At 74.4% G+C, this 13974-nt stretch carries 10 protein-coding genes; 8 read left to right on the top strand and 2 right to left on the bottom strand.

From position 1 onward, the window contains the following. The first annotated feature begins 154 nt into the window (after positions 1 to 154). From ACZ4W5_RS01725 to ACZ4W5_RS01740, 4 genes are all read left to right on the top strand, one after another. The gene (locus ACZ4W5_RS01725; RefSeq protein ID WP_360229539.1) at positions 155 to 961 is read left to right on the top strand and encodes an SAM-dependent methyltransferase; all 807 of its coding nucleotides are present in this window, start codon (positions 155 to 157) and stop codon (positions 959 to 961) included. Next, on the top strand, positions 958 to 1143 hold the full coding sequence (locus tag ACZ4W5_RS01730; RefSeq protein ID WP_465652051.1) for a hypothetical protein: 186 nt from the start codon (positions 958 to 960) through the stop codon (positions 1141 to 1143). Before ACZ4W5_RS01725 ends, ACZ4W5_RS01730 begins: the two co-directional genes overlap by 4 nt. Then, the gene (locus tag ACZ4W5_RS01735; protein ID WP_465652053.1) at positions 1140 to 3260 is read left to right on the top strand and encodes a putative bifunctional diguanylate cyclase/phosphodiesterase; all 2121 of its coding nucleotides are present in this window, start codon (positions 1140 to 1142) and stop codon (positions 3258 to 3260) included. Before ACZ4W5_RS01730 ends, ACZ4W5_RS01735 begins: the two co-directional genes overlap by 4 nt. 377 nt (positions 3261 to 3637) lie before the next feature. Continuing rightward, positions 3638 to 6847 (top strand): protein kinase domain-containing protein, encoded by a 3210-nt coding sequence (locus ACZ4W5_RS01740; RefSeq protein ID WP_465652055.1) that lies wholly within the window; start codon positions 3638 to 3640, stop codon positions 6845 to 6847. An 84-nt stretch (positions 6848 to 6931) separates the two neighbouring features. On the opposite strand, the gene ACZ4W5_RS01745 is transcribed toward ACZ4W5_RS01740, so the two are convergent. Beyond that, positions 6932 to 7561, bottom strand: coding sequence for a GTP cyclohydrolase II (locus tag ACZ4W5_RS01745; RefSeq protein ID WP_465652057.1), 630 nt, complete (start codon positions 7559 to 7561; stop codon positions 6932 to 6934). Between the two features lie 300 nt (positions 7562 to 7861). Here ACZ4W5_RS01745 and gdhA point away from each other — a divergent pair, with 300 nt between their 5' ends. From gdhA to ACZ4W5_RS01765, 4 genes are all read left to right on the top strand, one after another. Continuing rightward, positions 7862 to 9268, top strand: coding sequence for an NADP-specific glutamate dehydrogenase (gene gdhA / locus ACZ4W5_RS01750; RefSeq protein ID WP_465652058.1), 1407 nt, complete (start codon positions 7862 to 7864; stop codon positions 9266 to 9268). Between the two features lie 178 nt (positions 9269 to 9446). Beyond that, positions 9447 to 10328 (top strand): AraC family transcriptional regulator, encoded by an 882-nt coding sequence (locus tag ACZ4W5_RS01755; protein WP_465652060.1) that lies wholly within the window; start codon positions 9447 to 9449, stop codon positions 10326 to 10328. A 216-nt stretch (positions 10329 to 10544) separates the two neighbouring features. Further along, the gene (locus ACZ4W5_RS01760) at positions 10545 to 11453 is read left to right on the top strand and encodes an NADP-dependent oxidoreductase (RefSeq protein ID WP_465652062.1); all 909 of its coding nucleotides are present in this window, start codon (positions 10545 to 10547) and stop codon (positions 11451 to 11453) included. A 140-nt stretch (positions 11454 to 11593) separates the two neighbouring features. After that, complete coding sequence (locus ACZ4W5_RS01765; RefSeq protein WP_360229525.1) at positions 11594 to 12355, top strand: VOC family protein; 762 nt, start codon at positions 11594 to 11596, stop codon at positions 12353 to 12355. Here the strand turns inward: ACZ4W5_RS01765 and lnt are convergent. After that, entirely contained in the window at positions 12331 to 13932 is a 1602-nt protein-coding gene (lnt, locus tag ACZ4W5_RS01770; RefSeq protein ID WP_465652063.1) for an apolipoprotein N-acyltransferase, read from the bottom strand. The genes ACZ4W5_RS01765 and lnt overlap by 25 nt on opposite strands. Positions 13933 to 13974: the final 42 nt, after the last annotated feature.

A 13974-nucleotide genomic window follows, 5' to 3' on the forward strand; every position in this document is an offset into this window, starting at 1 on the left:
CCACCCTAGAGAGAGGGGCATCCGCGAGGAAGTGTGCACTCCGCTTGCACCCGTTCGGGGTGCAAGGGAGGATCTTGCGTGCTTGTAGTCTCATCAGTCACGGCAGCACCCCCAGGCGCTGCGCCCCCGGAACCGGAGTGAAGGAGTCACAGGCATGCGGCGACCGAGCTGGGTACCGGAGGGTACGGACCTGGACAAACCGAACGCCGCACGCGTCTACGACTACTACCTCGGGGGCTCCCACAACTTCGAGGTCGATCGGGAGATGGCCCGCAGGGCGCTGGCCATGTGGCCCGAACTGCCCCAGATCATGCGCTCCAACCGGGCCTTCCTGCGCCGCGCCGTGACCTTCCTCGCCGAACAGGGCGTCAGCCGCTTCCTGGACATCGGCTCCGGCATCCCGACCTTCGGCGCCGTGCACGAGATCGCCCGGGCGATCCGCCCCGGGGCCGAGGTGGTCTACGTCGACCGCGACCCGGTCGCCGTCGCCCACAGCCGTCTGCTGCTGGAGGAGGACCCGCACAGCGCCGTCGTCCAGGCCGACCTGCGCGACATCGAGGACCTGCTGGACCGCCCCGAGGTGTCCGCCCTGCTGGCGGGCGACGAGCCGGTTGGCGTGCTGCTGGTGGCCGTCGCCCACTTCGTGAGCGACGACGAGGACCCCTGGAAGCTGATCGCCGCGGTCCGCGACCGCCTCCCCGCCGGCAGCGCCCTGGTCCTCTCGCACGCCTCCCTGGAGGCCCGCCCGGACCAGGCCGAGGACCACCAGAAGCTCTACCGGATGACCCCGACCCCGCTGACCATGCGCACCCGTGACCAGGTCACCGCGATGTTCGACGGCTTCGAGCTGGTCGAACCGGGCGTGGTGCACCTGCCGCAGTGGCGTCCCGACCAGCCGGGCACGGTCGGCGAGCACCCCGAGCGGATCGCCGGGGTGGCGGGCGTGGGGTTCCGCCCTTGAGCGGTCGCGCCGGGAGAGCAGCCGACGCCCGCGCGCCCCGTGCGGCGGCCGCCGGTCGCCCGGCCCTGCCCGGCGCCGTCGGCAACAGTGCCGCCGTGAGCAGCGCCGCCGGCAACAGTGCCGCCATGAGCAGCAGCATCGTGAGCAGCGCCACCGTGCCCACCGCCGGGACGCTCCGATGAGCGGCGCGACCCCGCCGGACGGCGACGCGGAGCGGTTCCACGAGGACTGGTCCCGGCTGCTCTCCGCCGACCACGGCATCGCCGTCCACCCCGGCCTGCTCGGCCGGCTGGTCGCGCGCACCGCCGCGCTGCTGCACCGCGCCCAGCAGAACGACCCCTTCGAGCCCGGGCTGGCCTCGCGGGCCGCCGCCGAGCTGGTCGACGGGCACTTCACCGACCCGGTGCTGCTCGCCCGCGCTGTCGAACTGCTCCAGTCCCAGCCGCTCCACGACGACCGCGGCCCCGCCCTCACCGGCGCCTTCGCGGCCGGCTGGGCGAACGCCCTGCGCGAGCGCACGCTGCGCGAGCAGGAGGCCATCCGCACCGCCGCCGACGCCGCCCGCAAGGAGGCCGAACGCGCGCTGCGCGCCTCCGAGGCTCGGTTCCGCGCGCTGTTCGAGAGCGCCGCGATCGGCATCGCGATCGGTGACACCGACGGCACCATCCTGGCGGTCAACAAGGCCGTGCAGGAGCTGTTCGGCGCCGGGCCGGGGGACATGGTCGGGCGCCGGGTCGACGACCTCGTCCACCCCGAGGACACCCCGGGCGTCTGGGAGGCGTACGAGGAGCTGATCAGCGGCAAGCGGGAGTACTTCCAGTTCGACAAGCCGTACTACCGGCAGGACGGCGAGGTGATCTGGACCCACCTGACCGTCTCGCTGATCCGCGACGACGACGGCGCCCCGCAGTACCAGGTCGCGATGCTGGAGGACGTCACCGACCGCTACCGGCTCCATGAACGGCTGCGCCACCAGGCCACCCACGACCCGCTCACCGGCCTGCCCAACCGCGCCGCCTTCTTCGAGCGGCTGGAGAAGGTCTTCGACGAGCCGGAGCCGGGCGCCCGCTTCGGCCTCTGCTACGTCGACCTCGACGGCTTCAAGGTGGTCAACGACAGCCTCGGCCACGACATGGGCGACCAGCTGCTGTCCGCCGTCGCCGCCCGGCTCAAGGCCGCCCTCACCCCGCTCGGCCACCTGGTCGCCCGGCTCGGCGGCGACGAGTTCGTGGTGCTGCTGGAGAACTGCCGTGGCGAGCAGGAGGCGGTGGCCGCCGCCAAGACCGTGCTCAAGGCCCTGGCCGGGCCGGTGCTGATCGGCGACCACAAGCTCGCCGTCGGCGCCAGCGTCGGCGTGCTGGAGCGGCGGGTCTCCACCACCACCCCCGGCGCCGCCGTCCGGGCCGCCGACCTGACGCTGTACCGCGCCAAGGAGGCCGGCCGCGGCCGCTGGACGCTGTTCGACCCCAAGGAGAACGCCCGCGCGGTCAGCCGCTACGCGGTCTCGGTACGGATGCCGGCCGCCCTCGACCGCGGCGAGTTCTTCATCGACTACCAGCCGCTCTACCGCCTCGCCGACGGCCGGATGGCCGCCGTGGAGGCGCTGGTGCGCTGGCGCCACCCGCAGCTCGGGGTGCTCGGCCCGGACGAGTTCGTCACCACCGCCGAGGAGACCGGGCTGATCATGCCGCTCGGCCGCTGGGTGCTGGAGCAGGCCTGCGGCCAGGCCGCGGACTGGATCAAGCGCTACGGCGACGCCGCGCCGCAGTTGAACGTCAACCTGGCGGTGCGGCAGGCGCGCAGCGCCGCGCTGGTCACCGACCTCGGCCGGATCCTGGACAGCACCGGACTCGATCCGGCCCGGCTGCAGCTGGAGATCACCGAGTCGACCGTGGTCGGCCCCGAGGACGAGGCGCTGCGCACCCTGCACGGGCTGGTCGACCTCGGTGTGTCGCTGGCGGTGGACGACTTCGGCACCGGCTGGTCCAACCTCGCCTACCTGCGTGACCTGCCGGTCTCCGGGCTCAAGATCGCCGGTTCCTTCGTCGGTGACCTGCACGACCCGGCGAAGGACGGCGCCACCGGGTGGCGGATCGTCAGCGGCCTGGTGTCGATGGCGCACACGCTGGGCCTGACCGTCACCGCCGAGGGCGTGGAGACCCGCAAGGACGCCGAGCGGCTGCGCGGGATGGGCTGCGACTGGGCACAGGGGTGGCACTTCGGCCGCCCGGTGCGGCCCGAGGAGATCGCCCGCCGGATCGTCGAGGAGCCGGCGGGGCGCCCGGTCGAGGAGGGCTGACCCCGGCCCGGGACACGGGTTCCGGGACCGTTCCGGAAAGCGCCCTGCGGTACTGCCCGGTATGCGGGATGATGGCGCGTCAAAATCACCACCCGGCACCGGTGCGCCCGTGGTCAACGCCTTCGCACCGGCCCCGGGGAGCGGGGGAGGGGGACGCCGCGATGGGCGCAACGGAAGGCTCCGGTCCGGGGGGTCCCGGCGAGGAGGACGGACGCCGGGGGCGGCCCGGGGAGTCACCGCGGACCAGGATCGACTGGGGTTCCCGAGAGCGGGGCACCCGGTTCCGGGGGTCGTGGGACCCGCGGCGCGGGCGGGGCGGAGCCCGGGAGCGGCCCGGGGAGGAGGCCCGCCACGACCCCGAGGCCGCCACCCGGCGGATGCCCGGGCCCCGCCACGACCCCGAGGCCGCCACCGAGGTGCGCCGACCGCGCTCCGCGGCCGACGGCCCGTCCTGGCAGGACAACATCGGCCCGGGGCCCACGCCGGGCGGCGGACATGCGCCCGCGGGCGGACCCGCGCCCGGCGGCGGTCTCGGCACCCACGGCGGCCCCTTCGAGGACGACTTCCCCGCCGCCCTGCTCGACCGCTTCACCCCGCTGGGCAGGGCGGGCGCCGGCGCGGAGGGCACCGTCTGGTACGTCCGGCGCGCCGACGGCGGCGCCGACGCCGCGGTCAAGGTGGCCGTCGGCGGCCAGCGGATGGACCACGACCTGCTCGCCCACCTGCGCAACGACGGCTTCCGCCGGCACGTCCCGCACCTGATCGACTACGGGCGGGTCCGCCACCACGGCGTGCCGGTCGACTGGGTGGCGATGGAGTACCTGCCCGTCACCCTCTCCGCGCACGTCGCCGCGCTGCGCCGCAGCGGCGCCCACGCCGACCCGCGGACCATCGAGCAGATCGTCTACGAGCTGGTCTCGCTGCTGGAGTTCTGGCAGCGGCGGATCCAGCGCAACCCGCTGGACTTCAAGCCGGCCAACATCCTGGTGCGCCCCGGCCGTGGCCCCGGGGAGTTCGTGATCGCCGACTTCGGCGGTGTCGACCGGCTCACCGACAGCCGCCGGTTCACCTCCACGATGATGGTCACCGTCGCCTACATGGCCCCGGAGCAACTGGCCGGCAAGAACCACGAGGCCGGGCCCTGGTGGGGGCTCGGCAACGTGCTGTACGAACTGTTCGTCGGCCGGCCCCGGTTCGTCGCGGCGGACGGCGAGCGGGCGGCCGACCACGACCTGGAGCTGGAACTCGTCATGGGCGAGGAGGTGGACCTCTCCGCCGTCACCGACCGGCGTCAACTGCTCCTGCTCCAGGGCCTGTTCACCAAGAAGCCGGAGGACCGCTGGACGGCTCCGGAGGTCCGCAGCTGGCTGGCCGGCGGCAGCCCGGCGGTGATCCGGCGCCGCCCGCAGGCCCTGCGTCCGATCACCTTCCTGGGCGACCCGTTCACCGACCCGGTGCGGCTCACCGAGGTGCTGCTGCGCAACTCCGGCGCGGCGGCGCGCTGGCTCGCGGCGGTCGGGGCGGAGCGGCTGCGCGACTGGCTGCGCGACGAGGTCAAGGACTCCGTGTTCGACCTCCACTACCTCACCGACGTGGTCCGCGCCCCCGGCTCCCGGCGCGAGGCGGTGGCGGGCGTCGCGGTGCTCGCCCTCGGCGCGGCCTTCGCGCCGGGGGCCGTCCCGCATTACCGTGACCGGCCGGTCGACCCGGCCGGGCTGGAACGCGTCGCCACCGAGTCGGACGGCGCCGCGTTCATCGACGAACTGGTCCGCGGCGGTGCCCCGGCCGTCGCCGCGCGCTACCACTGCTTCCACCCCGAGTGCTCCGGTGAGCACTGCTCCAGGCTGCTCGCCCTCGCCGCGCTCCCGGAGGTGCTCGCCGAGGTGGAGCGTACGGCCCGGACGGTCGGCGGCGGGCGGCGCGGTGACGGTGGCCTGAGCCCGGAGGAGCGGGAGGAGGCGCACCGGCTGGCGGTCTGGCTGAGCATCCGCCCGGAGGAGCGCCACCGGCTGCTCGGCCGGCTCTCCCCACTGCCTGCCGCGCTGCACCGGTTGCCGCTGCCGGTACGGGTGTCGGAGCTGGCCGCGCTGGTCGCGTCGGCGGTGGTGGACGGGGTGCTGACGGTCGGCGCCGGGGCCCGTACGGCGGTGCGCTCGGCGGCCCGGCGGCCGGCCCCCGACCCGGCGGCGGCCACCCCGCGGGACGTGGTGCGGCGGCGCTGGTCGGCGCTGCGGCGGCGGGCGGTGGGCGCCGACCCGGACCAGGTCGCGGGGCGGGCGGCGCTGGTCGCCGCGGAGGCGGTGCGGCGGCGCGGCCGGGGCCGGGCGGAGCGCCCCGAGGCGGAACCGGGGGTGCTGCGGGAGGGTGCTGCGCGGCCCGGGCGGGTGGCCCGGCTGTGGGCGGCGCGGCGCCGCCGGCCGCCGGTGGACCGGGCGGCCCGGCTGCGGCTCTGGTGGCCGTACGCCCGCACCATGCTGCCGCGCCGGGTCGCGGCGGTGGCCCTGCTGGTGGTGGGCCTCGGGCTGCTGCTGTGGGCGGGAGCGGTGCTGCGCTACCCGGTCGAGGCCGGGCACGGGCTCGACCTCTCGCCGGACCTGTTCGGCGGGCCGCTGCACCTCGCCGGGCGGCGGGCGGCCGAGCAGGTGGTCGGGAAGCTGGGGGCGGCCTTCGTGGCGGCCGCCGTGCTCGCCTTCTTCCCGGCCGCGGTCGGCCTCGGTACGGCGCTGCTGGCCGGGGTGGGCGCGCTCACGATCGGCTACCTGCGGCTCGGACCGCCGATGACGGCCGTGGAGGCGCCGCAGCCGGTGGCCGACCGGGTGGTCATGTTCGAGGGCGGGATGGGGAGTTGGGCCGGGATCGCGGCGGTGGTGGCGGTCGTGGTAGCCGTGGTGCTGATCGAGCGGGGGGCCAACCGGCTGCTGAGGCCCGCCCAGCGGGCCCGGCGGCAGGTGCGGGAGGCCTGGCGGGACCTCGACCGGCGGGCCGCCCGGGCCGCCCGGGTTGCGGGCTCCGGTACGGGTGCGGGCTCGGGTACGGGGGCGGGTGTGGGCTCGGGCTCGGGCTCGGGCTCGGGTACTGGCGCGGGCTCCGGTACTGGTGCGGGGGCGGAGGCTGCCGGGGCGTGGCGGGCGGGCCCGGCCGGCACCCGGGACCGGCTGCGGTTCGCGCTCACCGCTACCGGGGTGCTGGTCCTGCTGCTGTGGGCCGCGGTCGAGGTGCGGCTCGCGGCCACCGGGCCGCACCGCACGCCGGAGTCCTGGGGGACGGGGCAGACCGGTGCGGCCTACCAGGCGGGGTTCGTCGTCCTGCTGGCCGTGGTGTCGTTGCTGAGCACCCTGGGGACGCTGGTCACCGCCCGGGTGCTGCTGGTCGGTTGGATCCTCGGCACCCTGTTCCTGGGCGCCTGGCCCGGCGCGCTGGGGCCGGTGGAGGCACTGCGGATCCCGGTGTTCGAGGGGTTGTTCGGCGCGGTCGCGGGCTGGTGGGGGCACGGCGCCTTCTGGGCCGCGCTGCTGGTGGCGCTGCCGCTGGCGGCGTACGGGGTGCTGCGGGCGGTCCGTGGGCGGGAGCGGGGCGGCGTCGGCTGACGGCGCGCCGTCCGGCCCCGGCCCGCGCCGACTGTGGCCTGTACCGACTGGCCCGCACCGGCCGGCTCGCGCCGATCGCGGGGGTCAGCCGACCAGTCGAGAGAGCTCGATCGAGTGCCCGGTCCGCTCCACCTTCGCGGTCAGGTAGCGGACGTTGCTCGCGGACAGGTGGACGCCGGTCGGCACCCGACGGTGGACGGTGATCCCGAGCCCGGCCAACTGGGCGGCCTTGTCCGGGTTGTTGCTCAGCAGGTCGACGCCGTCGACGCCGAGCGCGGTGAGCATCTGGGCGGCCGCCGTGTAGTCCCGGCCGTCCTCGGGCAGGCCCAGCGCGGTGTTGGCGTCGTAGGTGTCCAGGCCGGAGTCCTGGAGGGCGTAGGCGTCCAGCTTGTTGTAGAGGCCGATGCCCCGGCCCTCCTGGCGGAGGTAGAGCAGGTAGCCGCCGGCCTCGCTGATCCGCTCCACCGATTCGCGCAGCTGCGGGCCGCAGTCGCAGCGGTCCGAACCAAAGACGTCGCCGGTCAGGCACTCGGAGTGCAGCCGTACCAGCGGGGTTCCGCCGTCCGGGACGGTGCCGAGGGCGAGCGCGAGGTGTTCGGCGCCGTCGGCGAGGCCGTGGAAGGTGGAGACCTCCGCGTCGGCGCGGTAGCCGTCCGGGAAGGTCAGCGGGATGCGCACGTGAGAGCGCACCGTGGCGGAGCCGGGCTGAGGCATGGTTGGGCCTCCGACGATCGGGGGTGGACCGGGGTGAACCGCTCCGGATCCGGACGGGTCCGGTCGGGTCGGATGTCGACCGTACTCGGTTGTTCCAATTTGAACAACTGCTTACCGCCGGTGACCACGGTGACTGCGGAGGCGAACAACACCCCACCCGCCCCCGCTGTTCCCGTACGGCGGTCCAGCATGTGGAAGGGACGGGACCCGAGGCGTGGACACTGCGACACTTCGTCCCGTTTCCTGGGCACGGGAACGCTCCGCGCACGACCACCGACGACCACGGAAGGTCCTGATCAGATGCCCACGAGCCGCGCCACCACTCCCTCCTCCGTCTCCGCCGCCGACCGGCCCCGCTTCGACGCCGAGCAGCGCGCGATCGAGTCGCTCTACGCGGACGTGGTCCGCCGCAACAAGGGCGAGACCGAGTTCCACCAGGCCGTCCACGAGGTGCTGGAGACCCTCGCCCCGGTGCTCGCCCACCGCCCCGAGCTCCGCGACGCCCGGATCATCGAGCGGATCTGCGAACCCGAGCGCCAGCTGATGTTCCGGGTGCCGTGGACGGACGACTCCGGCGACATCCACGTCAACCGCGGCTTCCGGGTCGAGTTCAGCAGCGCCCTCGGCCCCTACAAGGGCGGTCTGCGGTTCCACCCCTCGGTGAACCTCGGGATCGTCAAGTTCCTCGGCTTCGAGCAGATCTTCAAGAACGCGCTCACCGGGCTGGCGATCGGCGGCGGCAAGGGCGGCTCCGACTTCGACCCCAAGGGCCGGTCGGACGCCGAGATCATGCGGTTCTGCCAGTCCTTCATGACCGAGCTGCACCGCCACCTCGGCGAGCACACCGACGTGCCGGCCGGTGACATCGGCGTCGGCGGCCGGGAGATCGGCTACCTGTTCGGCCAGTACAAGCGGATCACCAACCGCTACGAGGCCGGCGTGCTGACCGGCAAGGGCCTCGGCTGGGGCGGCGCGCAGGTCCGCACCGAGGCCACCGGCTACGGCTGCGTCCTGTTCACCGCCGAGATGCTGGCCAGCCGCGGCGACGGCCTGGACGGGCGCCGGGTGCTCGTCTCCGGCTCCGGCAACGTGGCCGTGTACGCGATCGAGAAGGCCCAGCAGCTCGGCGCGACGGTGCTGACCTGCTCCGACTCCTCCGGCTACGTGGTGGACGAGAAGGGCATCGACCTCGACCTGCTCAAGGAGGTCAAGGAGGTCCGGCGCGGCCGGATCTCCGAGTACGCCGAACTGCGCGGCAGCCACGTGCGGTTCGTCGAGGGCCCGGGCGTGTGGAGCGTGCCCGGCGACGTGGCGCTGCCCTGCGCCACCCAGAACGAGCTGACCGAGGCCGACGCGCTCGCCCTGGTCCGCAACGGGGTGCTGGCCGTCGCCGAGGGCGCCAACATGCCCACCACGCCCGAGGCGGTGCGGGTCCTCCAGGAGGCCGGGGTGGCCTTCGGGCCGGGCAAGGCGGCCAACGCGGGCGGCGTGGCGACCAGCGCACTGGAGATGCAGCAGAACGCCTCCCGCGACTCCTGGACCTTCGAGCGCACCGAGCAGCGGCTCGCCGGGATCATGAAGCACATCCACGACTCCTGCCACACCACCGCCGAGCGCTACGGACACCCGGGCGACTACGTGGTGGGCGCGAACATCGCGGGCTTCGAACTGGTCGCGGACGCGATGCTGGCCCAGGGCCTGGTCTGAGCCCTGCGCCGAGCCGTGCGCCCAGCCCTGTGCCGAGCACTGCGCTGAGCCGTGGTCACGGCCGGCCCCGGCCGGTCGTCCGGCGATCGGTACCCGACCGGAGCGGGCACCGATCGTCGGGTACGGCAAGGTGGGTCCTTCCTACGGTGGTGATCAGCAAGGGAAGGACGGGGTGGCGGTGCTGGAGCATCTGAACCGGGCGATGGATCACATCGAACGGCGCCTGGACCAGGAGATCGACGTGGCCGAACTGGCGCGGATCGCGATGACGTCGGAGTACCACTTCCGGCGGCTGTTCTCGACGCTCGCCGGGATGCCGCTGTCGGACTACGTACGGCGCCGGCGGCTGACCGTCGCCGGGGCCGAGGTCCTCGACGGCGGACGGACGCTGCTCGACATCGCGGTCAGCTACGGCTACACCTCGGGGGAGGCGTTCGCCCGGGCGTTCCGGGCGATGCACGGGGTCGGGCCCGGCGAGGCCCGGCGCGAGGGTGCGGCGCTCATCTCCCAGCCCCGGATGTCCTTCCGACTCATCGTGGAGGGAAGCAGCAGCATGGAGTACCGGATCGTGGAGAAGCCGGAGTTCCGGATCATCGGGAAGAAGGCCCGGGTTCCCCTGATCTACCTGGGGGTCAACCCGCACATCGCCGAGTTCATCCGGGGACTGGGCACGGAGACCGTCGAGCGGATCACCGCGCTGACGGCGAAGGACCCGCTCGGCATCGTGTCGGTGACGGACGACTTCTCGCCCAACCGCGAGGAGGGGTCCGAACTCGACTACTGGCATGCGGTGGTGGCGCGCGAGGACGCCGTCGTCCCGGACGACCTGGACGTCCTGCACGTCCCGGCCGGGACCTGGGCGGTGTTCACCAACCGTGGGCCGTACCCGCAGGCCCTCCAGGAGATGTGGGGGGAGACCTACAGCCAGTGGTTCCCCTCCAACCCGTACGAGACCCGGCCGGGCCCGGAGATCCTCCGGACCAGCTTCGTCTCGGGGACGGGCGACGCGGAGGCGGAGCTCTGGCTCCCGGTGTCGCGGGCCGTGCGAGCTGACGGCTGACGCTGGCGGGTGACAGCTAACGGCTAACAGCTAACAGATGACAGAAAACAGATAACAGCTGACGGATAACAGATTTCGAAATCTGTTATCCGTCAGCTGTCTTTTGTTCGCCCGCCCCCGTTCGGCCCACCAGCGCCCGCCCAGTCCCGCCGCGCCCCGCATGCTGGGGCGGGGGAGCAGGTGCCGCAGGGCGCTATCCGAGGAGTGGGATCACCGATGGCCAAGGCGTTCGGCTTCATCGATTACGGCGGACCGGAGATGCAGGAGTTCCTCGACCGCCCGGTGCTCGACCCCGGCCCGGGGCAACTGGCGATCACCGTCCGGGCCGCCGGGGTGAACCCGGTGGACTGGAAGATCCGCCGGGGCTTCCTCGGCCGCGAGCGCCAACTCCCCGCCGTCATGGGCCAGGAGGCCTCCGGAGTGGTACAGCGGATCGGCCCCGGGGTCACCGGCTTCACCCCGGGCGACGAGGTGTTCGGCCTCGTCGCCGCCGGTGCCTTCGCCGAACAGACCCTGCTGCGCGCCGAGTTGAGCGCCGTCAAGCCCGAGGGCATCGGCTTCGACCTGGCCGCCACGCTCAGCGTCTCGGTCGCCACCGCCGACGACGCACTGCGCCAACTCGCCCTCGGCGCAGGGCGTACGCTGCTGATCCTCGGGATCGCCGGCGGTGTCGGCAGTGCCGCCGCCCAGCTCGCCCGCAGCCAGGGCCAGATCGTGCTCGGCACCGCGAGCGACGCCAACCGGTCGTACGTGGAGTCCCTCGGTGCGACGCAGATCCGCTACGGCGACGGCGTCGCCGAGCGGATCGCCGAGGCCGCCCCCGACGGCATCGACGGCATCCTCGACCTGGTTGGCGGTGACGCCCTGCGCGCGGTGGCCGGTCTCCGGGCCGACCGGACCGAGCTGGTCAGCACCGCCGACCCGGCCACCGCCGCCGAGCTCGGCGGCGCGTACGTCACCCGCTCGACCAGCTCCGAGACCCTGGCCGCCCTCGCCGCCCTGGTCGCCGCCGGCGACCTCGACCCCCAGGTCACCGGCCGCTACCCGCTCGGCCGTGCCGGCGAGGCGCTCGCCGAGGTCGAGTCCGGGCATGCGCGCGGCAAGGTGGTCCTCGAAGTCTCTTGAGAAAGAACAGCTTTGACGAACCATCAGGGACGGGTGCCGCAGTGCGGCCCGCGAGTCCCTGAGAGCCGAGAGCCGAGAGCCGAGACCCGAGAGCCGAGTGCCCCCGAGTGTCACCAACCGAGAGTCAAGAGCCGAGAGCCATGAAGCAGACCTCCGTCACCACCAATGCCCCCTGCTGGGTCGAGCTGGGTACCGACGACCCGGCCGCCGCCCGGGACTTCTACGCCGAACTGTTCGGCTGGCGCCCCGAGAGCGGTGTCCGCCCCGAGGACGGCGGCTACACCCAGATGTTCCTCGGCGAGGCCGCGGCCGCCGCCGTCACCCCGCGCTACGCCCCGCAGCAGCCGACGGCCTGGACGGTCGCCATCGCGGTCGCGGACGCCGACGCCACCGCGGCGAGGGCCGAGGCGGCCGGCGGCAAGGTCCGCAAGGAGCCCACCGACGTGTCGGACCTGGGCCGCTTCTCGGTGGTCGCCGATCCGTCCGGCGCCGTCCTCATCCTCTGGCAGGCCCGGGCCTTCGCGGGCGCCGGGGTGTTCAACGAACCGGGCTCGCTGGGCTGGGTGGAACTGGCGACCCGGGACGCGGCCGGGGCACGGGCCTTCTACCCGGCGGTCTTCGGCTGGTCCGTCGCGCAGTCCGAGCACTACACCCAGTGGGGCCTGGACGGTCAGGACTTCGGCGGCATGGTGGTGATGGACGACGGCTTCCCGCCGCAGGTGGCGCCGCACTGGCTGCCGTACTTCTCGGTCGCCGACGTGGACAACACCGTTGGCCGGGCGGTCGCCATGGGCGCGGACGTGCTGATGCCCGCCTACTCCATGCCGGGGCGGCGGATCGCCGTCCTGCGCGACGCCCAGGGCGCCCCGTTCGGCGTCTACACCGACGGCGGGGAGGCCTGAGCGACCGGTCCGCCCGCGCGCCGACGGGCCGAGCGCGAGCGCAGGTCGGCCGCTCCCGCGCCCGCCGTGACCAGCAGCGCGCCCAGCGGCACCACGTCGCCGATCCGGTCGTACCAGGTCAGCGTGCCCGGTTCGGTGAGCGGCAGCCGTACGGTCAGCGCGCCGGTGCCGTCGGTGCCGAGCCGGGCGAGCTGCCGGCCCTGGGCGTCGAAGGCGGCCGAGACGCCGGTCAGCGAGGCCTGGACGGCCGGGCGCCCGGTCTCGGCGGCCCGGATCGCGGCCAGTGAGACGTGCTGTTCGGGTGCCCAGGTGTGCTGGAAGGTCGAGGTGGAGGACTGGTACACCAGCACCCGGGCGCCGTCCCGGGCGGCGGTGCGCGCCATGTCCGGGAAGGCCGACTCGAAGCAGATCAGCGCGCCGACCGGCAGCGGCCGCCCCGAGCGGTCGGTGGCGGGCAGCACGTGGAAGGCGCTGCCGGGGGCCCGGTTCTCGCCCGCGGCCCGGCTGACCCCGGCGATCCAGCCGAGGACGGGCCGCAGCGGAATGTACTCGCCGAAGGGCACCAGCCGGATCTTCCGGTAGCGGTCGACCACCCCGGCGGGGGAGACCAGCACCGCGTCCTTGGAGATCCGCCCGTCCGCCTTGCGGGCGTCCTCCCCGGCCATCACCTCGGCGCCGGTGGTGACGGCGAGCCGGCGCAGCGCGTCCAGGGCGGCCGGGTCGCGGTCGAGGTCGGCGGTGGTGCTGCTCTCGCCCCACACCACCAGGTCGACCGGCTGTCCGACCAGGTCGGCGGTGGTCCGGACGCTCGCGTCGAAGCGGGCCTGCGGGTCCTCGACGACGCCGGGCTGGACGAGCGCCACGGTGACCGCCCCGGCCCCGACCGGCGCCGGGCGCAGCGCGAACAGCAGTGGTCCGGCGGCCAGCACCAGGACGGTGGCCAGGGCCGCGACCGCCCGGGGCCGCGCGGGCACCGCCGTCAGGATGATCAGCACTCCGGTGTTGACGGCCGCCACCGCGGCGCTGACCAGCCAGATCCCGCCCGCCGCGGCCAGCCCGAGGACGGCCGGATGCTGCCACTGGGTGGCGCCGAGCAGGGCCCACGGTCCGCCGAGCGCGTGCCAGGACCGCGCGTACTCGGTGCCCACCCAGACCGCGGGGACGACCAGCAGGGCGAGCAGGGCCCGGCGGGTGGTGACCGGCGGGCCCAGCAGGCGGTGCACCGTGTACCCGACCGGCGCCTGCAGGGCCCCGAACAGCACGGCGAGTACGGGCAGCGCCGGTCCGACGGAGGGGACCAGCCAGTACATCGCGGTGAGGATGAACCCCGCCCCGAACCACCACGCGCGCACCGCCGCCTCCCGCCCCGACGGTGCCCGCTTAGCGAGCAGCAGCCCGGGGACGAGCGCGACCCAGGCGAGCCAGGCCTGCCCGGGCGCCGGGAACGCGACCACCGGTACGGCTCCGGCCGCCAGCGCGGCGAGCCGCGCCCGGTAGCGGTGCGGTGCGTGCGGCTCCCGGGCGTCCGTCGGGGCCGTGCTCGGGACTGGGCCGGCGGTGCCGGTGCGGCGCGACATGCCCCGTATTGTCCGCTCGGGTGACGGCTGGTGCCAGATGGC

The organism is Kitasatospora sp. NPDC029367 (genome assembly GCF_055569135.1).

Excerpts from the sequence above, each read along its gene's own strand:
- ACZ4W5_RS01725 (WP_360229539.1), top strand. The coding sequence starts at position 155 with ATGCGGCGACCGAGCTGGGTACCGGAGGGTACGGACCTGGACAAACCG.
- ACZ4W5_RS01735 (WP_465652053.1), top strand. The coding sequence starts at position 1,140 with ATGAGCGGCGCGACCCCGCCGGACGGCGACGCGGAGCGGTTCCACGAG.
- ACZ4W5_RS01740 (WP_465652055.1), top strand. The coding sequence starts at position 3,638 with ATGCCCGGGCCCCGCCACGACCCCGAGGCCGCCACCGAGGTGCGCCGA.
- ACZ4W5_RS01745 (WP_465652057.1), bottom strand. The coding sequence starts at position 7,561 with ATGCCTCAGCCCGGCTCCGCCACGGTGCGCTCTCACGTGCGCATCCCG.
- gdhA (WP_465652058.1), top strand. The coding sequence starts at position 7,862 with ATGCCCACGAGCCGCGCCACCACTCCCTCCTCCGTCTCCGCCGCCGAC.
- ACZ4W5_RS01760 (WP_465652062.1), top strand. The coding sequence starts at position 10,545 with ATGGCCAAGGCGTTCGGCTTCATCGATTACGGCGGACCGGAGATGCAG.
- ACZ4W5_RS01765 (WP_360229525.1), top strand. The coding sequence starts at position 11,594 with ATGAAGCAGACCTCCGTCACCACCAATGCCCCCTGCTGGGTCGAGCTG.
- lnt (WP_465652063.1), bottom strand. The coding sequence starts at position 13,932 with ATGTCGCGCCGCACCGGCACCGCCGGCCCAGTCCCGAGCACGGCCCCG.